Source organism: Ruegeria sp. F12, from assembly GCF_056533885.1.
The window spans coordinates 43,514-67,099 of record NZ_JBQFOV010000004.1 but is presented as its reverse complement, the minus strand read 5'-3'; the positions used below and the strand labels follow the sequence as shown (position 1 = coordinate 67,099).

Below are 23,586 nucleotides of genomic sequence, written 5' to 3'. Positions count from 1 at the left end.
ATGAACGTGCAGAACACTGTGGACACAACGAAGGCAACCCAAGCAGCGTCCGATTGGTGGCGTGGCGGTGTGATCTATCAGATCTATCCCCGCAGCTTTCAGGACAGCAACGGCGACGGAATTGGCGACCTGAAAGGGATTACTCAGCGTCTGGGCTATATCGCCTCGCTTGGGGTCGATGCGATCTGGATATCGCCGTTCTTCAAATCTCCGATGAAGGACTTCGGATATGATGTCAGCGATTACCGCGATGTCGATCCGATGTTCGGAACGATGGCGGATTTCAAAGAGCTTCTGGATCAGGCGCATGGGCTTGGGCTGAAAGTGATGATCGATCTTGTGTTGTCGCATACCTCGGATCAGCACCCGTGGTTTAGCGAGAGCAGGTCCAACCGCGAAAACGAAAAGTCCGATTGGTATGTTTGGGCGGACCCAAAACCGGACGGAACGCCGCCAAACAATTGGTTGTCGATTTTCGGAGGCTCGGCCTGGCAGTGGGACTCGCGGCGATTGCAGTATTATCTGCACAACTTCCTGACTTCGCAGCCCGACTTGAATTTCCATTGCCCGGCGGTTCAGGACGCCTTGCTGGATGTGGCCCGGTTCTGGCTGGATTTGGGCGTCGATGGGTTCCGGCTGGATACGATCAACTTTTATTTTCACGACAAGCAGCTGCGCGACAATCCCGGCCTGCCGATGGATCAGCGTAACGCCTCGATCGCGCCCATGGTGAATCCGTATAACCATCAGGATCACCTTTTCTCCAAGAGCCAGCCCGAGAATATCGCCTTCCTCGAACGGCTGCGCGCGCTGACTGATGAATATGAAGGCCGCGCCTGTCTGGGTGAGGTCGGCGACGCGCAGCGCGGGCTTGAGATCATGGGCGAATACACCACCGGTGATAAGCGGATGCACATGTGCTATGCTTTCGAGTTTCTGGAAAAACGCGCGCTAACGGCGACTTATGCCAAACAGGTTTTCGATCAGTTAGAGGACAAGGCCGGTGATGCGTGGCCTTGCTGGGCCTTCTCGAACCATGACGTATCGCGACACGCGACGCGTTGGGGATTAAGCGACGAGGCCGTTCGACAGCATGCGGTTCTGATGATGTGCCTTCGCGGCTCTGCCTGCCTGTATCAGGGTGAGGAACTGGGTCTGCCCGAGGCCGATGTGGCATTCGAAGACCTGCAAGATCCCTATGGCATCGAATTCTGGCCAGAATTCAAAGGACGCGACGGGTGCCGCACACCGATGGTCTGGGCCGCGCAGGACGAGCAATCGGGTTTTAGTGCCGGTCGTCCCTGGCTGCCCGTCAGCCCGCCGCAAGCCGAACGCGCGGTAGACAGGTTGGAGCAAGACCCCAATTCGATGCTGCATCACTATCGCCGCGCGATTGCGCTGCGACATGCGCATCCGGCACTGATGTCCGGGGAGCAGATGCAGATGACCCAGACCGGCCCTGTTCTGACCTTCCTGCGGGACGCCCCGACTGAACAGGTGTTCTGTGCCTTCAATTTGGGCTCGGATCCGACCCAAATCACTCTGCCCGAGGGGAACTGGCACATAATCGGGGAGGAGTTGGGCAGCGTCGAAGGGGAAGGGGCATTGTCCCTCGACGCTGCGCAATTCTGTCTGCTGGCGCGGGACAAGGGGTAGGTTATGTCTGAACTCAAACTCACGGACGTGGCCAAGACATATGGTCATGTAGATGTGCTGAAGAACATCAATCTGGACATTGACCGGGGCGAGCTGATCGTGTTCGTCGGTCCTTCGGGCTGCGGTAAATCCACCTTGCTACGTATGATTGCAGGGTTGGAGAAGATCTCGGGCGGAACGCTTGAGATCGAAGGGCAGGTGATGAACGATGTGCCCCCGGCGCAGCGCGGCATTGCGATGGTGTTCCAAAGCTATGCGCTTTATCCCCACATGACCGTGCGCGAGAATATGGCCTTTGCTCTCAAGATCGCAAAGATGCCTGCGGCGGATGTGGATGCCGCTGTCGAACGCGCCGCGCGTATCCTTCAGCTTGAACCATTTCTGGATCGGCTCCCCAAGGCACTTTCGGGCGGACAACGTCAGCGGGTTGCCATTGGGCGGGCCATTGTCCGCGATCCCAAGGTCTATCTGTTCGACGAACCGCTCTCGAATCTCGACGCCGCCCTGCGAGTTGCCACCCGGATCGAAATCGCGCGCCTGAAAGAGGCGATGCCTGACAGCACCATGATCTACGTGACCCATGATCAGGTCGAGGCGATGACTTTGGCCAGTCGCATCGTGGTGCTTGCTAATAAGGGGATCGCGCAAGTTGGGACTCCGCTGGAATTGTACGAGACGCCGGATAACGAATTTGTCGCGCAATTCATCGGCTCGCCTTCGATGAACCTGCTGCCCGGTATCATCACACAAACGGGCGAAACGACAGTTGTCACGCTAGAGGCCGGTGGAACGATCACGAGCGCTATCGCGACCCAGGCGGAGGACATGGGCAAACAAGTGAATGTCGGCATCCGGCCAGAAGATTTTGTTCCAGCTGACGCGGACGCGGCCTTTCAAGGGGTGGTGGACTTCACCGAGGCACTAGGCGAAGTCACACTGCTGTACTTTGAAAACCGCACCGGGGCTGAATCTGTGATTGCCAAGTTGCAAGGTATCCAGCGCAATATGCGGGGACAAACTGTTGGTGTCTCAGCCCGTCCTGAAAAGGTGCATTTGTTTCACGACGGAAAATCTATGCGCAGCAGGTCCTGACTTTTCTGCGAATTGGTGAAGTCCAATTTAATCATCAGCGTTGATCATTTCGATTGTACCTGTCGGCCACGCCGCCAGGTATTCCAACGTGCCTTAATCGGATAATGGAACGTGTTTTTTAGCTTGTGAACGCACCGGTTGGTTAAATCTTCCGACCCGTCGACCAGCGGTGTTACGCGGTCGCAAAGGCGTCAAGTCAATTCAAACTGGACTTATGGAAACTGCCAACTGTCACTTTTGGACTGACAGCTGGATCGCAAAGGTCTAACCTGTATCCACAAAAACAAAAAAACGGATTTACAACGGGAGATCTAACAATGACTAAACTAACAAACCTGTCCAGGCGGACGGTGCTGAAAAGCGCAGGTGCCGCGGCTCTGGCGGCCCCTCTTTACAGCAAAAGCGCACTGGCCTCTTCAGGTGAGATCAACATTCTGATGTGGTCGGATTATCTGCCGCCCAGTTTCCTGCAAGAGTTTGAAACTCTGACCGGAATCAAGGTTAACTATACCGGCATCGGGTCGAACGAAGAGATCATCAACAAGATGAAGGCGACCAAGGGCCAAGGCTTCGACATCGTCTCGCCCACCAACAACCGGTCCTTGCAGTGGGAACCGCTTGAGTTGCTGCAGCCCTTCGACATGAACAAGGTGCCGATTGATCTGGTGAACCCGGCGATGGCCGCTATTGGCACAGATGCGTGGAACTTTGGCGATGCGGGCGTGCACTGGCTGCCGCATATCTGGGGCACCGAGGGCATTGCCTATCGCACCGATCTATGGCTGCCCGAGGGCGATGCGCCGTCTTATGGCGATGTTTGGTCCGAGGAGAACGCGGGCAAAACCATGGGCCGCGCGCATTCGATGATGCTGGGCGCAGGTCTTTACATGGAACGTTCGGGTGAGATGGAGCCGGGCTCGGTCTGGGCCGCTTATGGTGACGAGGACACCATGCGCAAGGTTTGGGGTCAGATCACCGACTGGTGCATCGAACGCAAGAACCGGATCAAACTGATCTGGAACGACGCGGATACTCAGAAGAACGGCCTGCTGAACGAAGGTGTTGTTGTCGGCCAGACCTGGGATGGTCCGCCGCTAGCGCTGAAATCGGCGGGCGAGCCGGTGCACTACCAAGCTCCTGTCGAAGGTGCGATGGCCTGGGTTGACGGTATGTCGATTCCGACCGGTGCGGCAAATATCGACCAGATCTACGCCTTCATCGACTTCGCTTATCAGGCGAAGCCGGCTGGTGTGGCGATTGATAGCCATGGCTATAACTCGCCGGTTCTGGGTGCCGATCAATACTCGGGCGACACCTATAAGAAGAACTTTGCCGAGGCCTATCCGGGCGACTCGCTGGCCAACCTCAACCCGTGGCCGGCCGAAGCACCGTGGTACGCTGAAACCCGGACCGAATTCGTCAACAAGTTCAAAAGCGCCTGATCGCTTTGAAACGACGCCCTCCGCGATGTCGCGGGGGGCCATCCATCCGTGCGCTTTGGCGTGACGGACCCTATATCGGTGTGGTCCCCATCCGCACCAGACGGAGATACCTAAAATGAGTGCAGGGGTCGGTGTAGATCTGGAAAACCTGTGGATTCGGTTCGGCGATTTCGTCGCCGTGCGGGATGCCAATGTGAACATCAACGGGGGCGATTTCTTTTCGTTCCTTGGCCCTTCGGGCTGTGGCAAGACCACGATCCTGCGTGCGGTTTCGGGCTTTCTGGACCCCAGCGAGGGCAAGGTTCTGATCGGCGGCAACGACATGCGCGGGATTGGACCGAACAAACGCCCTACAGCTCTGATCTTCCAGAACCTCGCGCTGTTTCCACTGATGAAAGTGTGGGAGAACATCACCTTTTCCATGGAGATCAAGGGCGCCAGCGCCAAGGAACGCCGCAAGCGCGCCGATGAGCTTTTGGACATGATCGCGCTGCCGGGGCAGGGCGACAAACTGCCCAGCGAGCTGTCGGGTGGTCAGCGCCAGCGGGTCGCCATTGCCCGTGCGCTCTGCGCCGAACCCGATGTGCTGTTGTTGGATGAACCACTGTCGGCACTGGACCTGAAGCTGCGCCAGCATATGCGCACCGAGCTGCGCGAGATTCAGCAGCGTGTTGGCATCACCTTCATCTACATCACCCACGACCAGGGCGAGGCGTTGACCATGTCCGACAACATCGCCGTGATGCGTGCGGGCGTGATCGACCAGATCGCCGATGGCAAGACCATCTACAATGATCCCAACACAGCCTTCGCGGCCTCATTCGTTGGGGAAAACAATGTGTTCCGGGGCAAGATCAAGCAGGTCATGGGCAATGAGGCGATGATCGCGACCAATCGCTCTGGTGATCTAGTGGCGCGAATTTCCACCGCCAACCAAGGCAAGTTGAAAGAGGGGGATGACGCCATGATGTTCATCCGCCCCGAGGCGTTTGCCATCGCCCCCGATGGGGCGACGGGCGACCATTTCGTCACCGCCCGCGTTAACCACGAGGAATTCGAGGGGAACGTCTTCAACATCTTCACTGAGGGTGAGGGCGGGAAGGAGATCAAGGTCTCGATCCCGAACCATGGTCAATCCTTCCAGGATCACACCGGACAGAACATCACGCTGGAATATGAGGCGCAGAATGCGGTTCTGGTTCCGGCGGGTGAACTGGCCGCGGAATAGGGGGAACTGAAATGCCCCGCTTCCTGAGAGAGTTCTTTAACCGCAACGGCACCGGTATGGGGCTAGCGATTCTGGGTCTGGTGATCTTCTGGACCATCGGCCTGATCATCCTGCCGCAGCTGTCGATGCTGGATTTCTCATTCCGGCCTAACCTGCCCCCGCCTGAGATTGGCGGGCCCAAGGATGTCTACACGCTGGAGAATTACAAATATCTGATCTACGGCCCCGAGGGCGGCAGTCAGGATTACAACGCGGTCGACCTGCGCGTGTTCTTCCGCACTCTGGTTGCGGCGGTCTGCGTAACGATCTTCAACCTAATCCTCTGCTACCCAATCGCTTACTATCTGGGCCAGTCCAAGGGCAGTCATATTCGCATCTTTGCGATCATGCTGATCATCCCTTACTGGATCAACGAAATCCTGCGCGCCTTTGCCTTGCGCATCATCTTCGGTGAGACAGGCGTGCTGAATACCCTGTTCGTCGGCCTTGGCGTCTTTGACACGCCGTTCGACTTCATCCGCAACGACATCGCGCTCTATGCAGGGCTTGGCTACGCCTACATCCTGCTGATGATTTTCCCGATGTATAACGTGATTGAAAGCCTCGACGGCAACCAGATCGAGGCCGCACGGGATCTGGGTGCCCCGTGGTGGCGGATTCACTGGCGGGTCGTCATCCCCTATGCCAAGCCGGGGATCAGTTCGGGCTGTACGATGGTGTTCATGCTGTCGGCAGGTGCGCTGGCTGCGCCGCAAATTCTGGGCGGGCCGTCCAGCTTGTGGTTCACGCAGCTGATCTATCAGCAATTCAACGATAACAATGACTGGCCGCAGGGTGCCGCTTACGCGATCGTGCTGTTGGTGACCTGTATCCTGTTTGTGTTGGCCGTAATGCGCCTGTTCAAGGTGAATATGGGGGATATCGGCAAATGAACCTGTCCTTCCTTCGTGTAAGTATCTGGGTCTATCTGGCAATCTTCTTCCTGTATCTGTTGGGCCCGCTGGTGATCATGTCGGTCACGGCCTTCAACTCGTCTGCCTTCCCGCGGATGACCCCGTGGGAATGCCTGACCTTCCAGTGGTTCGGAGAGCTGTTTCAGGATCAGCGCATCCTGAACGGCATCAAGAACTCGCTGATTATCGGGGCCGGTACGGTGGTTCTGTCGGTGGCGATGGGGCTGGCGGGGGCGCTGATGTTGACCCAGATCTGGCCCAAGCTGCGCGCGACCTATTACACAATCATCATCGCGCCTATCCTGATCCCCGGGGTTGTTCTGGGGATTTCAACCCTGGTGTTCTGGGACCGGATCAACCGGATGCTGGGGCTGGGCGCGGATAGTGTCCTGTCGAACGGCATTTTCCTGACGGTGATTGGCCAGTCCACCTTTATCGCCAGCTATTGCATGTTGGTTCTGGTGGCGCGGCTGCAGCGGTATGACGTGGCCTTGACCGAGGCCGCACTGGACCTTGGCGCGACCCATGCGCAGGCGTTCCGCAAAATCCTGCTGCCGTTTATGCGGCCCGCGATTGCAAGCGCCGCAGTGCTGGCGTTCCTCGCGTCGTTCGAAAACTACAACACGACCACCTTCACCTTCGGCGAATACCCGACACTGACCATCGAACTGGCACAGAAAGTACGCTATGGCATCACGCCGTCGATCTCGGCCCTGGCCTTTATCATCGTGGCGCTGACGGTGTTTTTTGCCCTGCTGAACGAGGCGAAGTTGAAGCGACAGGAACTGGTCGCCGCCGCGCGCAAGAATGCCACGGTCGAAGAACTGGCGGGCAAGATCAAACTGCCGAGTTTCTTTGCAGGCAATGTCGCCGCCATGCTCGTGGTTATCTTCGCGGCCGCTACGATCACAGTTGTGGGCACGGCAACCGCCTACAGCCCGGACCAATGCATCGCCAACGTGAAAGAGCAAAAGCAGCTTGAAGCCGACCAGCGTATCCAAGAGCTGCGCAAGCAGCGCGAAGAACGCCGCAAACAGCGCGAAGCTGACGAGGCAGAACAAGGCGAGACGCAATCCGCTCCGAAACCGTCGAACAATAGCGGTTTTGGCAATGTCTTCGCGCCAAATGCTTTGAGTGGTGACGAAGATGAATCCAACGCCGAGCCGCAACCTTCGACCAATGGCGGGTTCGGCGGAGCGTTTGACCCCAACAGTCTGAAAACGGACGAATAGCGCAATCTGCGCCCGCCGGGATTACCCCTCGGCGGGCGCTCCTTTTTCCAGAACAAGCGCATCACAGGCATCAATCACATTCCCGTTCCACGTGACCGGCGCGGCGTTGTAGTTGATCAGGAATGTATGTTCGCCTGTCTCACGACGTCTGAGACCGCTCAACATGGGATACACACTCAACCCCGTATGCTGAGCGGCCATCCGAACGACACGATCCCAAAGAGTGTCGTTCGGGAAATTGGCCAGATACCACATGGATCCGGTGCCCGTCAGCGCTGGCGTTCCGTCTGCATGGGTCAACAGTGCTGTGGCGGTCCCAGACAAACGCTCGACCCAGTGACAGGCCGCTCCTCCGCCCGAGACATCGCGTTTGGACGTGGGCGGCAGGGTTTCGATCAGGTCAACATGGCTGTCCAGGCCGACCAGGCCCGGTCGACCAGTCTGAGGAATCTGAAAATCGCGGGTAATCGCCCCGCTACGCGGTCCCAGAATGGCCAGATCACAGCCGTTTGAAATACTCCGCTCCAAGTCCTTATCGATCGTGGCCAGACCAGGTGCCAGTATGATTTTGTAGCCATCCGCCGGAATGCTGTCGGGCGACAGGAAGTCCACCGACAAGCCCGCCCGTCGCAACGCGCGGTAGGTCGAGAAGACCAGCCGGAAATAATCAAACCCGGCCCCCTGCGGTTGCGTCGCCCACGCCCAGTCCGAGGCATAGTCGAACAGAATGGCGACATCCGCCTTGCGCTGCGTCACAGAACCGATCTGGGCAAGGGTATCCGCTGTTTCTCGCGCTTCGGCCAAGGCTGGGGCAGGGCGATTATCTGGTGTCAGTAGCCCTGCATGCATCTGTTCTTGCGCGAAGGGTGCTTGCCGCCAGCGGAAATAGCTGACCACCTCGGCCCCGTGGGCAACAGCCTCAAGCGACCAGAGGCGCACCATACCCGGCAGCGGCGCCGGGTTATATGGGGCCCAGTTCACCGGACCCGGCTGCTGTTCCATCACCCACCAGCGGCCCCGCCCCACGGCGCGGTATAGGTCGTGGTGGAAGGCTTGCATGTCAGGATCACCCTGTTGGAGAAAGGCGGCTTTATGCGCCTCCTCCACCTCAAGCCGGTCAGACAGGAAACCGATCGGATAGCTGTCCCACGTGGCGATATCGAGGTCAGCGCCGACCTTGAAATGGTCGAACTCCAAGACCCGGCCCATGTAGTTGTGCAGCAGCGGCGCGTCGGTCAGCTCGCGCAGCACATCCACTTGCGCCTTGTTGAACACCACCACCTGATCCGAACTAAACCGGCGAAAGGCCAGAACATGGGCGGGGTTGGGTTCAGTCACAGTCAGGTTGGGCAGGTCAATCTGGTCGAACCCATCATATTCCATCGACCAGAACACATTCCCCCAAGCCGTATTCAATGCATCGATCGAGCCGTATTGACCCTCAAGCCAATTCTGAAACGCGGCAAGGGCGACCGGGCTATAGCTGATGGTGGTATCGTGGCAGCCATATTCATTGTCGATCTGCCACGCTGCAATGTGGGGGTTCCGTCCATATCGCTCACCCATGATCTGCGTGATCCGAGCGCATTCCTCAATATAACCCTGATGGCTAAAGCAGTAATGCCGCCGCGATCCGAATTTGCGTGGGTTCCCGTCCGCGTCAACTGCCAGCATGTCCGGGTATTTCTCAAGCATCCAGCGCGGTGGCGTGGCGGTTGGTGTCCCCAGAACCACTTTCAAACCCGCCGCGCCCAAAGTGTCGATGGCCCGGTCAAGCCAGTCGAATTGCAGATCACCCGGAGTTGGTTCCATCCGGCTCCAAGCGAATTCGCCGATGCGCACCCAGGACAGGCCGTTTTCGACCATGCGTGCGGCATCTTCGGCCCATATCACTTCTGGCCAATGTTCAGGATAATAGCAGACGCCAAGTTCCGGTTTCATAGGATAACTCTGTATTCTGGCTGACCTTTTCCCGCGCTGTGTGCCGCAAAGGTCATGCCGTTTGAAGGCTTTTTTGCAAGGATATCCGCATCCAGCCCCTGCCGGGCCGAAGTACAGAACAAGGTTGTCAGATCGGCCCCGCCAAAGCAGGGACATGAGGTATGTGCCGCATCGAATTCCACCGACTGCAGGAACTGACCGTCCGGCGAATAGGCTGCAACACGATTTGCGCCCCATTGGGCAATCCAAATGTTGCCTTGGGCATCCACCACTGCACCATCAGGGTTCAGATCATCTGCGCGCAAATCAAGAAAGACGGTGCTGTCGCCCTCGGGCCAGCCATCCGATGAATTCAAAGTCCAGCGCATCACCTGCTGGGTCGCTGTATCGCTGAAATAGGCGCAGGATCGGTCGGGCGCGAAACAGATCGCGTTCGAGATCGTGACGTCAGGCACCAAACGGCGCAGTTCCCCGCGCCAAAACCGATAAATCGCGCCTGCTCCACGCTCAGCATTTTTCCCCATCGTTCCGATCCAGAACCCGCCCCACGGATCAGCGCGGCCATCATTCGAGCGTGTGACAGAGTTTTCTGCCTCAAGCGCAGTGATCAGCGTCTTTTTGCGGCTTTCAAGATTGAAGTGCCACAACCCGGTTTCGGACGCGATCAGCAGCGTCTCAGTGTCGACCCACCCGGCGGCCGAGACATGTTCGTCGAACTGCCATTCAACGGGCACGCTATCGACCTGCGTCATCAAACGTTTGCCAAGAATGTCGAACCAGAAAAGCTGCTTCCGTTGGGGATGCCACAGCGGCCCCTCGCCCAATGCGCAAGGGCGGTCGTCAAAGACGGTGCTCATCCGGCGGCCTCGTTGTAGGCCGCGACGATTCCGCGTGCACGTTCCGAGATCTCGGCTACTGAAAAGCCGGGCTTGAAAAGGGCCGATCCAATGCCGAAACCGTCCGCCCCCGCATTGATCCACACATCGAAATTATCGGGCCCAGCACCACCAACGGCGTAGACTTTTGCCCCTTCCGGCAATACTGGGCGCATAGCGGCCAATCCAGTCGGTCCCGCCATCACACCGGGAAACAACTTGAGCCCTGTTGCGCCTGCCTTGAGGGCGGCAAACGCCTCGGTTGGGGTGTAGACGCCGGGCCAGCTTTGCATGTTCAGCGCGACCGTGCGCTGGATGACATCCGTGTCGCAATTGGGCGAAACGATCAGCTTGCCGCCAACCTTGGCCACGGCATCCACTTGTTCCACGGTCAACACCGTGCCCGCACCAATCAACGCCGTGTCACCAAATTTTTCGGCCAGTATGCCGATACTTTTCAGAGGCTCGGGCGAGTTCAGCGGCACTTCGATCTGGTCGATACCGGCATCAATCAGAGCCTGGCCAACATCGGCCGCTTCGGTCGGGTGAAGACCTCTGAGGATTGCAATAATGGGACGGCTCATGCGGTCTGCCTCGTCAGGTTTCGGGCCTGATGCAGACCCGCCAGAGTGGTGTTCGTACTATCGGCGATTTCAAAAAAAGCGCCTTGCTGTTTCAGGGCGTGACCATAGACATCCGACAGCCCCTCAGCCCCGATGATCGCGATCTGCTGACCCAGCCAATAAGGTCGCGTGGCAGCCAGTTCTGCCCCGATTAGAAATCCTGACAGACGGGCGCGGGCAACAGAAGCATCCTGCCCATTCAGCAAATCAGCTGCGCGCAGTCCAAACAGGCGCGCCGCCATCTGTTCAGGTTTGGACAAAGCATCTGCCGCGGCTTCGGCAAAAGCCGCATCGTCCCATCCTTCTCCGACCGAGTGACGCAGCACCGAATGCCCGCTGAGAAGGCTGAACATCTCACCGGTCATGAAGGTGCGAAAGCTGACCACTTCGCCCGCGCTGACTTGCACCCACTTAGTATGGGTCCCCGGCAAGCAGATCACGCCGTCCCAATTCTTGTATCCTGCCAGATAGCCTGCGATCTGAGTTTCCTCACCCCGCATGACGTCTGGCGGGTTGGCCTGTTTCAAACCGGGCACCACAAAAGCGCGGAAGCGCGGGTCCGTGCCCGGCACCCTGATCGGAGCGCGTGGCACTGGCGCTGAAGGCACAGCAGAGTAAGGGGCCTCGACCCAGCCCTGACGCGCGCCTACCATACCACAGGCGATGACATCGACCGGCTCGGCACCAAGCCAATCCTCGATCAATTCCAGCAATGCATCCTGAAACGCGCCCCGGGTCAGACTTCCCATACCCTTATCCGAGTCCGCCTGATCCAGAACATGGCTGCCCTGCATCGCCCAAACTCGTAAATGAGATGTTCCCCAATCTGCTGCGATCCATTCGATACTCATGGTCTCATCCCGTCACCACGACACCGCCATCGACCGCCATGCACTGACCAGTCATTGCTCGGCTGGCCTGCGAGGCCAGAAAAAGCGTAGGCGCAATCATGTCTTCTGGGGTCAGATGTTCCTTCAGGCATTGCCGGTGCAGATGCGAGGCCAGATCTTCGGGCGTGGCCCACATGTCCAGTTGTTTCTGCGTCAGCACCCAGCCGGGGGCCAGCGCGTTGACACGGATATTCCTGGGGCCAAGTTCACGTGCTAATGAGCGGGTCATGCCGGTTATCCCTGCATTCGAAGTGGTGTAGACCGGATAGCCGGCATTGCCCATCATGTAACTGATCGAACTGAAATTGATGATCGCGCCGCCTTCAGTCATCTGACGTGCGGCTTCCTGTGAGGCAAAGAAATACGCCTTGAGGTTCACCTCGATCATCCAATCCCAGAATTCGGGCGTTGTTTCTTCGAGTGAGTGGCGCTTGTCATTGGCTGCGTTGTTGACCAACACGTTGAGCGGTCCGTGCGCCTCGGCCGCTTTGGTCATCGTGGCGCGCAGCAGCTCGGTATCCGTCATATCCCCTTGCAGGAACAGCGGCGCACGACCGTGTTTTTCGCGCATCTCTTCAACAAAAGCACTGGCATCAGACCGGCCGATGAACGCGACATTGCCCCCCTGCGCCATGAACCCGTCGGTCAGCGCAGCGCCAACGCCTGAGCCTCCACCGGTGATATAAACCGAGGCACCGTTTAGGTCGTGGAATGTGGCGGGTTGGCTCATCAGCGGCTCTTTCTGCTTACGGGGCGCGTAGTTTGGCCCGTTTGGAAAATAAATTTGTCGGGCCTCTCACGCGGCCCTGGCAGGCTGACACCAATCGGGCAGCCATTCGGAATGCGCGGTCAGGAGATCGGTGACCAGATTGCGAATTTGCCGCAAGTCCAGTTCCGCAGCTGTATGCGGGTCCATCATCGCGGCGTGATAGATATATTCAGGGTTTTGGTCGACAAGCGCGCGCACGATCAGCTCCTGCACATTGATCTGGCTGCGCATCAGCGCGATCAGTTGGGGCGGGATATCTGTCACGACTGAGGGCTGCACCCCGTTACTATCCACCAGACAGGGCGTTTCAACCGCCGCGCCCAAAGGCAATTGCGGGATTTGGCCGGTGTTGGGCAAGTTGCCATAAGCCACATAAGGCGTGTCGGTTACGATAGCATTCATCAAATCGGCCGCAAATTCGTGGCTGCGCGTCACTGCGATGTCGCGCCCATCCGTCAGGGTCTTTGCCTGTTCTTTCCAACTGACGATTTGTTCCTCGCAGCGGGTGGGATATTCATCCAGCGGAATCGAAAACTGCTCGATCAGGTCCTCACGACCGTCCTTGATGAACCATGGAACATACTCGGCCAGATGCTCGGAACTCTCGGTGCAAAAATAGCCAAGGTGGTCCATCACCTCGTACCGCACTTTGTTGGGACAGCGGGGCATCAACAAAGGCGGCTTCGGGAACCGCCCACCGGCATAGCCCTGACGCAGCGCGGGATAAAGATCGTGTCCTTCATGCTCCAACCGCAGGAAAAAGGCGACGTGGTTTACGCCCGCTACTTTGTAGCGAATATCGCTTTTTGGAAGGTCCAGATCATGGGCCAGTTCTTCGACGGTGTTCTGGACCGAGTGACACAGCCCGACATGTTTGAGCGTCGGGAAACGTTCGGCCAGAGCCCAGGTGTTGATCGCCATGGGGTTGACGTATTGCAACATCGTTGCATTTGGACAAAGCTGCAGCATTTCATGCGCGATATCCCAAAGAACCGGAACCGTGCGCAGGCCCCGCATGATGCCGCCGACGCCCAATGTATCGGCGATGGTCTGGCGCAGCCCGTATTGCTTGGGGATATCGAAATCCGTGACCGTGCAGGGTTTGTAGCCCCCCACCTGAAACGCTGTTACCACGAAATCCGCCCCATCAAGCGCCGTGCGGCGGTCTGTATGGGTCGTGACGGTTGCGCCGGTCCCGACCGAGCGGATCATGGCGCGGGCAACGATTTCACTTTCTGCCAAGCGGTTCGCGTCGATATCCATCAACGCAAAATGGCTGTCTGCAAGCGCAGGGGTCAGCAGGGCATCGCCGACGATATTCTGCATGAAGATCGTGGAGCCCGCTCCGACGAAGGCAATCTTTGTCATTTTGCAAACCTTTGGTTTGACGTTATTTTACGGCACCGAGGGTCAGACCCGCGATGAAGTGTTTCTGCATCAGGAAGAACATCGCCACGGGCGGCAGTGCCGCGACGATGGAACCGGCGCTCATCAGTTGATAAGCGGCGCGGAATTGGGCGTTAAAGCTGGTGATCCCGGCGGTAACAGGCTGGCTTTCAGCCCCTTGGGTCAACACCACCGCCCAGAAATAGTCGTTCCAGATGAAGGTGAAGATCAGCACGCTCAACGCAGCGATGGCCGGCTTCATCAGCGGCAGAACGACGTACCAAAAGATACGCACCTCGCTAATACCTTCTACCCGCGCGGCCTCGATCAGCTCAAACGGAAGCGCCCGGATGAAATTGCGCATGAAGAGGGTGCAGAACCCAGTCTGGAAGGCAATGTGAAATAGCACCAGCCCGGTTTTGGTGTTGTAGAGGCCCAATTCCAGCGTGAGATCGCGCACCGGCACCATCAGGATTTGGAAAGGCACGAAGTTGCCGGCCACGAAGAGGAAGAAAATCCACAGGTTCGACCTGAACTTGTAGATACCCAGGGCAAAACCAGTCATGCAGCTAAGCGCAACAGCACCAATCACAGTAGGAATGGTGATCAGGAACGAGTTCAGCAGATATCGCGGCATGTCCGAGTTGAAGAACACCTGCCCATAGTTGAAGGCTCCTTCAAAACTGGACGGCATACCCCAGTAGTTGGCGTTGGTGAAATCCGCCGCGGGTTTGACCGAGAACAGCGCCACCGCCAGCAATGGTCCCAACCACAGCAGCAGGGCAACGGGTAGCATGGCCTGATAGGTGATCTGCGCCGCGCGGGGCTGTTTTTCGATAGGTTTGGGAAACATCTCAGTGTCCCCTTTCTTCACGGTACATCGACCACAGGAAGTAGGCGATGAAGCACAGCATGATGAGGAACAGGATGACCGCAATGGCGGCACCGTAGCCCATACGGAATCCATATTCGGACAGGGCAACTTCGAACATGTAGTAGGCCAGCACGCGAGACGAACCGAAAGGACCGCCCTGGGTCATGATCGAAATCAAGTCAAAGCTGCGCAAGGCGCCGATGATTGTAACGACGAAAGCAATGAATGTGGCAGGGCGCAGTTGCGGCAGGATGATGTGCCACAGCATCCGCCAACCCTTTGCGCCATCCAAGCGGCCGGCTTCAATCTGTTCCGGGTCCACGGCGTTCAAACCTGTCAGATACAGGATCATACAATAAGCGGTTTGCGGCCAGAGACCGGCAACGATGATGCCATAGGTCACAAAGCGCTCGTCGCCCAGCACGTTGAGCGGGCCAAGACCGAAGAAGGCGAGGAATTCGTTCAGCAATCCAAAGGTCGGGTCGTAAAACCATGTGAAAACAAGGCCCACAACAACCTGTGAGATCACGAACGGAAAGAAAAACAGCGACTTGTAGAGGCGAATACCCCAAACGGTCTGGTTCAGGAACAGCGCAATGAAAAGCCCTGCAGGGATCGCGGCCAGATACAGTATTAGCCAGATCAGGTTATTCTTGAGTGAGATGAAAAAGGCATCCCGGTCGACCCACTCCCAATAGAGGTCCTCATAGTTGCGAAAGCCTACATATTCCGCAGCACCCAGCCCATCCCACTCATAAAGAGAGAGGTTAAAGGACTGAAAAACTGGAATGATGACGTAGACCATGAAGAACAGCAGGCCAGGGGCAAGGAACAGCCACGGGGCGATGCGCTGCTGGTTGCGGTGAAACCAGCTTTCCTGTTCAGGAGCTTCTGCGGCAGTGGTCATGGGGACACTCGGATTGGATCAAAGGAGCAAGGCGGGCTTTACCCGCCTTGCGCAGGTCTTGGTACAAACCGGGCCAGAGGCCCGGTCTGACCGGATCAGTTGTCGTAGATGCGCTGACGCGCGCGTTCCAGCTTGGCCAGGATGCGGTCGGCATTGTCAGGCTTGACCATGAATTCCTGGAAGCCTTCCATCGACACTTTGGCCATTTCTGCCGGTGCGTCGCGGTCCCAGAACTGGGCGACACCGCCGGGGCTGTTGGACGACAGCATCTCGAAGCCCTGGTTCAGGAATTTGTCGTCATCCACGGCCGATTTTGCGTTGACAGGAAGCTGGCCCAGGTTTTTGCCGTTGTTAATTTCGGTCTGTTCGTCAGGCGAGACAACGAAGCGCAGGAATTCACGCGCAGCTTCCTTGTTCGAGGCGTTCGACGGGATGTGGAACGTATCCGTTGGCGCGTCCTCGGCAAGTTCGACATCGGGGTTGATCGACACAAACTGATAGAAATCCAGCTGATCATCGCTCAGACCGGCTTCGCGCAGCGGGGCCACGGCGAAGTTGCCCATCAGATAGGCTGCAGCTTCGCCATTGACCATGAAGGGCAGGGCTTCTTGCCAGCTATAGGTCTGGTGGTTGTCGATGAACGCGCCCATGTCGATCAGCTGTTTCCAATTGGCGAAGGTCTGCTTGACGCGGTCGTCTTCCCAGCTCACTTCGCCATTGGCCAACTGCTGGTGGAAGTCGAAGCCGTTGGTACGCATGTTCAGATAGTCAAACCAGCCGCCTGCGGTCCACAAGAATTTGGTGCCGATCGTATAGCAGGCGCGGCCGGAATCGACGATCTTCTGACAGTTGGCCAGCTCTTCTTCCCATGTGGTCGGCTCGGTCAGACCCAGCTCATCGAAGATGTCTTTGCGATAGTAAACACCCCACTGGTAATAGGTATAGGGCACGCCCCATTGCTTTCCGTCGATGGTCATCGCGCCTTTGGTCGAGGCCAGATTGTCGCCAATCTCGGCTTCGGCCCAAAGGTCCGACACGTCTTCGAACAGACCAGCCTCGACATAGGGCTTCATCCGGTTGGCAGCATACCAGGTGGCAACATCCGGAGTATCAGCAGTCAGAAAGTTGCGTATCTGAGTCTTGTAGGCTTCACGGTCGATCACAGTGGTCTCGATCTCCAGACCAGGGTGTTGCGCCGCAAACCGGTCGATCATCGCTTCCATCGTTGCGCGAGGCGCCGGGTTCGATGTGTCCAGGAAAATGCGCAGCTCGCCGGTCAGTTCAGCTGCTACAGGCGCTGCAAGTGCCACACTCGCCGCCAAAGCTGCTGCAGTGCGCTTGAAGATGGAATTCATGGTGTCCTCCCTTAGATTCCATTTTTTTGGTTATTTTGGTTCCAAATAATGAAACCTTGTTTTACATATTGAAAACTACACATCGAATCGGTTAATCTTGTCAAGACCCTCGTGACGAAGACGGTGGATCAATGGGAGGATGGAAGGCGCTCGTGGCTGGCGACGGTACTATAGGAAAAGCGTGCGACGTATTGGAACAGGTGGCAGCGTTTGCCCGCCCGGTCCGATTCGCGGAACTTTTGGAAAGCAGCGATTTTCCAAAGGCGACCCTGTATCGCTTTCTTCAAAGCCTGACAAACCAGGGCATGCTGTCTTATGACCCGGACCGGCAGACATACGCGCCCGGGCTGCGCCTTGTCCGTTTGGCGCATGCGGCGTGGACCCAAAGTTCGCTTGCCCCGATTGCACGACCTTTTCTGGACGCGCTCAGCCGCGAAACGGGCGAGACTGTACACCTTGCCCAACTGGATTCAGGTCAGGTTCTCTATGTCGACAAGCGCAACGCGACCCAACCTGTAGAAATGTATTCGCAAGCGGGTAAAGTTGGCCCCGCTTATTGCACAGGCGTGGGAAAGGCCATGATGGCGTATCTGGACGCTGACGCGCTGGATAAAGCTCTGTCGCAGCAAAGCTTTCATCGGTTTACCGACAAGACCTTGGCGTCGGAACAACTCTTGCGGGCGGATCTCGATGTCATCCGTGCGCGGGGATACGCCGTGGATGATGAAGAACACGAACCGGGCATTATCTGCGTAGCCTGTCCCGTCCTGACCGAGGGGGGGCGGATTTTGGGTGCGATTTCGATCACCGGATCGACGGAACGAATGAGCTTTGATCAGTTGCAGGCATGGGTGCCTCGTGTACGCCGCGTGGCTGATCAAATTGGAATTGAAGCGCAAGCGTGGCGGTTTCCCGAAAGCCGTCCAAACGGATCTAAGGACAGGATGCAAGCGACATGACAGGCGTCACTCTGAACAGTGCGATCAAGCGATATGGTGAGACGCAGGTTATTCACGGAATCGATTTACAGATCGAGGATGGCGAGTTTTGCGTCTTTGTGGGTCCATCTGGGTGCGGCAAATCCACTTTGCTTCGGATGATCGCGGGGCTTGAGGAAACGACAGAGGGTGAGATCCGGATCGGGTCGCGCGATGTGACCCATTTGGACCCGGCCAAACGGGGGGTTGCAATGGTGTTCCAGACCTACGCGCTCTACCCGCATATGACAGTGGCCGAGAATATGGGTTTTGGTCTTCGTATGAACGGCGTCGCCAAGACCGAAATCGACAAGAAGGTACAAGAAGCGTCGAGCATTCTGAAACTCGATCAGTATCTGAAGCGCAAGCCCAAAGCTCTGTCCGGTGGCCAGCGGCAACGTGTTGCTATCGGTCGAGCCATCGTGCGCGGCCCCGAGGTGTTTCTGTTCGATGAGCCTCTGTCCAACTTGGATGCCGAGTTGCGCGTCGAAATGCGGGTCGAGATCGCGCGCCTGCACAATGAAATTGGCGCGACCATGATCTATGTGACCCATGATCAGGTCGAAGCGATGACCATGGCGGACAAGATCGTGGTTCTGCGCGATGGCCGGATCGAACAAGTGGGCGCGCCGATGGACCTCTATCGCGACCCGGACAACCGGTTCGTCGCGGGCTTCATCGGTTCGCCTGCGATGAACTTTTTGGAGTGCGACGTGACAGATGGCCATGTGACGCATCCCGCGTTCAGCCAGCCAGTGCCGGTGACGTCTTCGGTTCCTGCTAACGCAACGAAAGTGACGCTGGGCGTTCGCCCCGAACACCTTCAGGTGGACCGTTCTGGCGACAGTTGCACCGTGGACCTGACCGAAGCTTTGGGGGGAGTCAGTTACTCGTATCTGCTGACCGCGAATGGCGACAAGCTGATCGTGGAAGAGCGGGACGATGAGCGCAGCAAGCAAGGCGCACGTATTGGCGTCACCTTCTCGCCCGACCGTGCAATGATGTTCGACGCCGAAACGGGTGAACGGTTGCGGTAAACGCAGACCAGTCCATCGCAGAAGGGCGTTGGCCACGAGACACGGCGCCTTTTGAAGCGCAATTTTGTTGTGGATTTTGTATCCAATATCCGATATCGCGGTTGAAACGGCGCATCTCCTGCGCCGCAACCTCAGATTTGTCGAAGGATCGCCGTATGACGACCAATGTTTTCACCGGCACAATGCCAGCGCTCATGACCCCCTGCACAGCGGACCGTCAACCAGATTTCGACGCGTTGGTGCGCAAGGGGCGACAGATGATCGACGCAGGCATGTCTGCGGTTGTCTATTGCGGGTCGATGGGGGATTGGCCTTTGCTGACCGATGCCCAGCGTATGGAAGGGGTTGAACGTCTGGTGGCCGCGGGGCTGCCCGTTGTCGTGGGCACCGGGGCGATCAATACCAAATCCGCTGTGGCCCATGCGGCGCATGCGCAAAAGGTGGGTGCCGTTGGGTTGATGGTGATCCCACGTGTTCTGTCGCGTGGCAGCTCGCCGACCGCGCAGAAGAACCACTTCAAGGCAATCCTGACCGCCGCGCCGGATGTGCCTGCGATCATCTACAACAGCCGCTATTACGGGTTCGCCACGCGCGCTGACCTGTTCTTTGCGCTGCGGGCCGAGCATCCCAATCTGATCGGCTTCAAAGAGTTCGGGGGCAAAGACGACCTGCGCTATGCGGCGGAGAATATCACCAGTCAAGATGATCAGGTCACACTGATGGTTGGCGTCGATACTGAGGTCTATCACGGGTTCGTCAATTGCGGCGCAACCGGCTCGATTACGGGCATCGGCACCGCATTGCCGCGCGAGGCGCTGTTGCTGGCCGAACTGTCCAAGCGGGCGGCCAAAGGTGATGCCGAAGCCCGCCAGCGCGCACAGGAACTGACCGAGGCGATTCACGTTCTGTCCAGCTTTGACGAAGGGCCGGATCTGGTGCTTTACTACAAGCATCTTCTGGTGCTCAACGGGGACGAGGAATACCGGTTGCACTTCAACGAAACGGATGAGTTGACTGACGCGCAGCGCAACTATTGCGAACAGCAATATGCCCTGTTCGGCGCGTGGTTCGCCAATTGGTCGAAACAGGGCGGAGTGATCGCTGAATGCATGTGATCGACAGCCATACCGGAGGCGAGCCCACGCGGGTCATTCTGGATGGAGCACCCGATCTGGGTACCGGGTCGCTGGCCGACCGCGCCCGAAGGCTGGCAACCGATCACGAGGAATTCTACCGCTCGATCATGCTGGAGCCGCGTGGCCAACCCGCCATGGTCGGAGCGTTGCTGGTTGAACCGGTCGATCCAACCTGCGTAACCGGCGTGATCTATTTCGACGTTGACGCAGTGCTGGGTATGTGTGGCCACGGCACCATCGGGCTGGCGGTGACGCTGGCGCATCTGGGACGTATCGGCATCGGAGAACATCGCATCGAAACCCCCGCCGGTGTGGTGACGGTCACTTTGCACGACGCAAACACCGTGACCGTCCAGAATATCGAAAGCCGCCGAGTGCATCGCAACGTGACGCTGGACGTACCGGGTCATGGCCAGGTGACCGGCGATGTTGCTTATGGTGGAAACTGGTTCTTTATCGTCGATCCCAGCCCGATTCCCGTTGAACCCGCCAATATTCGCAAACTCACCGACATGACGGTCGCTATTCGCGAGGCCTCGATTGCGCAGGGGATAGGCGGCGAACAGGGTGAGCCGATAGACCATGTGATCTTTCAGGGCGCGTCGGATGATCCTGCCATTCATGGTCGCAATTTCGTGCTGTGCCCAGACGATAACTATGACCGCTCGCCCTGCGGCACCGGCTGTTCGGCCCGGTTGGCCTGTTTGGCCGTCGATGGCGCGCTGGCCCCCGGCGATGAGATCACGCAGCAGAGCGTTATCGGCAGCACCTATCGCCTGTCTTATCACCCCGGCCTGGATGGCGGCGTGATCCCCTCCATCACCGGGCAGGCCTATGTCATGGCGGAAACCACGCTGATCTTCCCGGAATCTGACCCGTTCAGAACAGGGATACAAGTTTGAGCGAGCAGGTCGTCATCATCGGGGCTGGGGTAATTGGCATCACGACCGCGCTGGAACTGCAGCGCCGAGGGCATTCGGTTCTGGTGCTGGACAGGGACGGGGTCGCCTCTCAAACCTCGGCAGGGAATGCAGGGGCATTTGCTTTCCCCGAGGTCGAGCCGCTGGCTACGCCCGGTATCATGCGCAAAGCGCCAAAATGGCTTCTGGACCCGCTGGGTCCTTTGTCTATCCCGCCCTCATACGCGCCGAAGATCGCACCGTGGATGTACCGCTTTTGGCGGGCAAGTCGGCCTTCGCGCTATGCGGATCTGCTGGACGCGCAGGCCCGACTGATGCAGGTCTCAAGCTCTGCGTTAGAGCGTTTGATACCGGCCGTCGAGGGCGAGACGATGATGCAGCGCGATGGACAGATGCAACTTTACGAATCCGAAGCTGAGTTCCGCATCAGTTTGCCCGCTTGGGACCAGCGGCGCGCGCATGGGATTGAATTCGAACTGCTTGAAACGCGCGAAGCGATAGCCGAGAAACAACCGGGCCTCAGCCCCCGCTTCACCCATGCAGGGTTTACGCCGAACTGGATGAATACAATCGATCCAAAGACGTGGGTCCAACATCTGGCCAAAGCATTCAGCGACCGGCAAGGGCGGATCGAGACGCGCGGCGTCCGGGCCCTGACCCCACTGGAACATGGGACACGCATCACCCTTGAGGATGGAACGTTGGATGCGGCAAAGGTCGTCGTCGCGGCGGGCGCGTGGTCGCACCATCTGGCACAAACGCTGGGCGATCACATCCCCCTTGAGACCGAGCGCGGCTACAATACGACCCTGCCGCCGGGCGCCTTCGATCTGCGGATGCATCTGACGTTTTCCGGCCACGGCTTTGTAGCCAGTCGGATCAACGGCGGCGTGCGCATCGGTGGTGCGGTCGAATTGGGAGGGCTCTCCCTGCCACCCAATTTCAAACGCGCCGAGACTCTGCTGAACAAGGCCGCGCAGTTCATGCCTGGACTGAACACGCAAGGGGGCACACAGTGGATGGGCTTTCGACCATCGCTGCCAGATAGTATCCCGGTCATCGGGCCGTCCCCCAACGCGCCCGATGTGATCTATTCGTTCGGACATGGCCATCTGGGGCTGACGCAATCCGCAGGCACCGCCGAATTGGTTGGTGCGTTGCTGGACGGGACACAGCCGCCCATCTCGATGAACCCCTATTCCGCCACTCGGTTTTAGGGAGGTCAGATGCGCAGCGTGAAAACCATCCACATCATCTCCGCCCACGCAGAAGGCGAGGTGGGCGATGTCATCGTCGGGGGCGTTTTGCCTCCGCCCGGTGAGACCCTCTGGGATCAGCGGTCCTTCATCGCGCGGGACCAGACGCTGCGCAACTTCGTGCTCAATGAGCCGCGCGGCGGCGTGTTTCGGCATGTGAACCTTCTGGTGCCGCCCAAACACCCCGAGGCGGATGCAGCGTTTATCATCATGGAGCCCGAGGATACGCCGCCTATGTCCGGGTCGAATTCCATCTGCGTAGCGACCGTGCTGCTGGATAGCGGGATGATCCCCATGCAGGAACCCGTCACGCATCTGACGCTCGAGGCCCCCGGCGGGCTGGTCCGCGTGCGGGCCGACTGTCGCAATGGCACGGCCGAGCGCATCTATGTGCAGAACCTACACAGCTTCGCCGACCGGATTGCGGCATCGTTGGAGGTTCCGGGGCTCGGGCACCTGACAGTGGACACCGCCTATGGCGGCGATAGTTTCGTCGTGGTCGACGCGACGCAGCTTGGCTTTGACATCGTCGAATCTGAGGCACGTGAACTGGCGCGTGTTGGCGTTGCAATCACCAATGCTGCGAATGAACAACTCGGTTTCCGGCACCCCGAAAACCCAGACTGGACCCATATCTCGTTTTGCGCATTCTGTGGCCCGGTTGAGAAGACAGAAACCGGGCTGCGGGGCAAATCCGCCGTCGCTATTCAACCGGGCAAGATCGACCGCTCGCCCACAGGAACTGCTGTATCGGCGCGCATGGCCTTGATGGCCGCCAAGAGTGAACTGGACGTTGGGCAGACGTTCGAGGCCGTCTCGATCATCGGCTCGCGCTTTACCGGCAAAATTCTGGACACCGCAACAGTCGGGTCACACCCCGCCATCATCCCCGAAATCAGCGGTCGCGGCTGGATCACCGGCACTCATCAACACATGCTGGACCCCAGCGATCCCTGGCCGGGCGGCTACAAGCTGAGCGACACCTGGGGCGTCTGAAAATTGAGCGTGACGGGGTGATTGACGCGATTTTCCGCAAA

General features: G+C 58.2%; 21 protein-coding genes. 12 read left to right on the top strand and 9 right to left on the bottom strand.

What is annotated here, in order from left to right; translation table 11 throughout:
* The 6 genes from ACR0CA_RS07065 to ACR0CA_RS07040 all read left to right on the top strand — a co-directional run bounded on the left by ACR0CA_RS07065 (window position 1) and on the right by ACR0CA_RS07040 (window position 7,603).
* The gene (locus tag ACR0CA_RS07065) at window positions 1-1,656 is read left to right on the top strand and encodes an alpha-amylase family glycosyl hydrolase (RefSeq protein WP_480897947.1); all 1,656 of its coding nucleotides are present in this window, start codon (window positions 1-3) and stop codon (window positions 1,654-1,656) included.
* A 3-nt stretch (window positions 1,657-1,659) separates the two neighbouring features.
* Window positions 1,660-2,748: an ABC transporter ATP-binding protein gene (locus tag ACR0CA_RS07060; RefSeq protein ID WP_480503778.1), complete on the top strand. Its 1,089-nt coding sequence runs from the start codon at window positions 1,660-1,662 to the stop codon at window positions 2,746-2,748.
* 317 nt (window positions 2,749-3,065) lie between these two features.
* Complete coding sequence (locus tag ACR0CA_RS07055) at window positions 3,066-4,190, top strand: extracellular solute-binding protein (protein ID WP_170773495.1); 1,125 nt, start codon at window positions 3,066-3,068, stop codon at window positions 4,188-4,190.
* A 115-nt stretch (window positions 4,191-4,305) separates the two neighbouring features.
* Window positions 4,306-5,418 carry an ABC transporter ATP-binding protein gene (locus ACR0CA_RS07050; RefSeq protein WP_170785917.1) on the top strand — a complete coding sequence of 371 codons (1,113 nt, stop codon included), beginning with the start codon at window positions 4,306-4,308 and terminating at the stop codon, window positions 5,416-5,418.
* An 11-nt stretch (window positions 5,419-5,429) separates the two neighbouring features.
* Complete coding sequence (locus ACR0CA_RS07045; protein WP_480503779.1) at window positions 5,430-6,350, top strand: ABC transporter permease; 921 nt, start codon at window positions 5,430-5,432, stop codon at window positions 6,348-6,350.
* Window positions 6,347-7,603 carry an ABC transporter permease gene (locus tag ACR0CA_RS07040; RefSeq protein ID WP_170773498.1) on the top strand — a complete coding sequence of 419 codons (1,257 nt, stop codon included), beginning with the start codon at window positions 6,347-6,349 and terminating at the stop codon, window positions 7,601-7,603. Before ACR0CA_RS07045 ends, ACR0CA_RS07040 begins: the two co-directional genes overlap by 4 nt.
* Before the next feature lie 21 nt (window positions 7,604-7,624).
* On the opposite strand, the gene ACR0CA_RS07035 is transcribed toward ACR0CA_RS07040, so the two are convergent.
* The 9 genes from ACR0CA_RS07035 to ACR0CA_RS06995 all read right to left on the bottom strand — a co-directional run bounded on the left by ACR0CA_RS07035 (window position 7,625) and on the right by ACR0CA_RS06995 (window position 17,223).
* Window positions 7,625-9,544, bottom strand: coding sequence for a beta-galactosidase (locus ACR0CA_RS07035; RefSeq protein ID WP_480897943.1), 1,920 nt, complete (start codon window positions 9,542-9,544; stop codon window positions 7,625-7,627).
* A complete protein-coding gene (locus ACR0CA_RS07030) occupies window positions 9,541-10,401 on the bottom strand; it encodes an SMP-30/gluconolactonase/LRE family protein (protein WP_480897941.1) in 861 nt (286 codons plus the stop codon). Before ACR0CA_RS07030 ends, ACR0CA_RS07035 begins: the two co-directional genes overlap by 4 nt.
* Complete coding sequence (locus tag ACR0CA_RS07025; protein WP_170785923.1) at window positions 10,398-11,003, bottom strand: 2-dehydro-3-deoxy-6-phosphogalactonate aldolase; 606 nt, start codon at window positions 11,001-11,003, stop codon at window positions 10,398-10,400. Before ACR0CA_RS07025 ends, ACR0CA_RS07030 begins: the two co-directional genes overlap by 4 nt.
* Window positions 11,000-11,893: a 2-dehydro-3-deoxygalactonokinase gene (locus tag ACR0CA_RS07020; RefSeq protein ID WP_480859043.1), complete on the bottom strand. Its 894-nt coding sequence runs from the start codon at window positions 11,891-11,893 to the stop codon at window positions 11,000-11,002. Before ACR0CA_RS07020 ends, ACR0CA_RS07025 begins: the two co-directional genes overlap by 4 nt.
* Before the next feature lie 4 nt (window positions 11,894-11,897).
* A complete protein-coding gene (locus tag ACR0CA_RS07015; RefSeq protein ID WP_480897940.1) occupies window positions 11,898-12,662 on the bottom strand; it encodes an SDR family NAD(P)-dependent oxidoreductase in 765 nt (254 codons plus the stop codon).
* Between the two features lie 66 nt (window positions 12,663-12,728).
* Window positions 12,729-14,069, bottom strand: coding sequence for an alpha-galactosidase (melA, locus tag ACR0CA_RS07010; RefSeq protein ID WP_480897938.1), 1,341 nt, complete (start codon window positions 14,067-14,069; stop codon window positions 12,729-12,731).
* A gap of 22 nt (window positions 14,070-14,091) precedes the next feature.
* Window positions 14,092-14,940 carry a carbohydrate ABC transporter permease gene (locus ACR0CA_RS07005; protein ID WP_170773509.1) on the bottom strand — a complete coding sequence of 283 codons (849 nt, stop codon included), beginning with the start codon at window positions 14,938-14,940 and terminating at the stop codon, window positions 14,092-14,094.
* Between the two features lies 1 nt (window position 14,941).
* Window positions 14,942-15,868, bottom strand: coding sequence for a carbohydrate ABC transporter permease (locus ACR0CA_RS07000; RefSeq protein ID WP_170785929.1), 927 nt, complete (start codon window positions 15,866-15,868; stop codon window positions 14,942-14,944).
* A 95-nt stretch (window positions 15,869-15,963) separates the two neighbouring features.
* Entirely contained in the window at window positions 15,964-17,223 is a 1,260-nt protein-coding gene (locus tag ACR0CA_RS06995) for an ABC transporter substrate-binding protein (RefSeq protein WP_170773513.1), read from the bottom strand.
* 152 nt (window positions 17,224-17,375) lie between these two features.
* Between ACR0CA_RS06995 and ACR0CA_RS06990 the strand changes: the two genes are divergently transcribed.
* From ACR0CA_RS06990 to ACR0CA_RS06965, 6 genes are all read left to right on the top strand, one after another.
* Entirely contained in the window at window positions 17,376-18,182 is an 807-nt protein-coding gene (locus tag ACR0CA_RS06990; RefSeq protein ID WP_170773516.1) for an IclR family transcriptional regulator, read from the top strand.
* Window positions 18,179-19,237: an ABC transporter ATP-binding protein gene (locus ACR0CA_RS06985; RefSeq protein ID WP_170785933.1), complete on the top strand. Its 1,059-nt coding sequence runs from the start codon at window positions 18,179-18,181 to the stop codon at window positions 19,235-19,237. Before ACR0CA_RS06990 ends, ACR0CA_RS06985 begins: the two co-directional genes overlap by 4 nt.
* Before the next feature lie 155 nt (window positions 19,238-19,392).
* Window positions 19,393-20,352 carry a dihydrodipicolinate synthase family protein gene (locus ACR0CA_RS06980; RefSeq protein ID WP_480897936.1) on the top strand — a complete coding sequence of 320 codons (960 nt, stop codon included), beginning with the start codon at window positions 19,393-19,395 and terminating at the stop codon, window positions 20,350-20,352.
* Window positions 20,343-21,275 (top strand): 4-hydroxyproline epimerase, encoded by a 933-nt coding sequence (locus ACR0CA_RS06975; protein ID WP_480897934.1) that lies wholly within the window; start codon window positions 20,343-20,345, stop codon window positions 21,273-21,275. The genes ACR0CA_RS06980 and ACR0CA_RS06975 overlap by 10 nt, the downstream gene beginning before the upstream one ends.
* Window positions 21,272-22,510 (top strand): NAD(P)/FAD-dependent oxidoreductase, encoded by a 1,239-nt coding sequence (locus tag ACR0CA_RS06970; protein ID WP_170773522.1) that lies wholly within the window; start codon window positions 21,272-21,274, stop codon window positions 22,508-22,510. Before ACR0CA_RS06975 ends, ACR0CA_RS06970 begins: the two co-directional genes overlap by 4 nt.
* Window positions 22,511-22,519: 9 nt before the next feature.
* A complete protein-coding gene (locus tag ACR0CA_RS06965) occupies window positions 22,520-23,545 on the top strand; it encodes a trans-3-hydroxy-L-proline dehydratase (RefSeq protein WP_480897932.1) in 1,026 nt (341 codons plus the stop codon).
* Window positions 23,546-23,586: the final 41 nt, after the last annotated feature.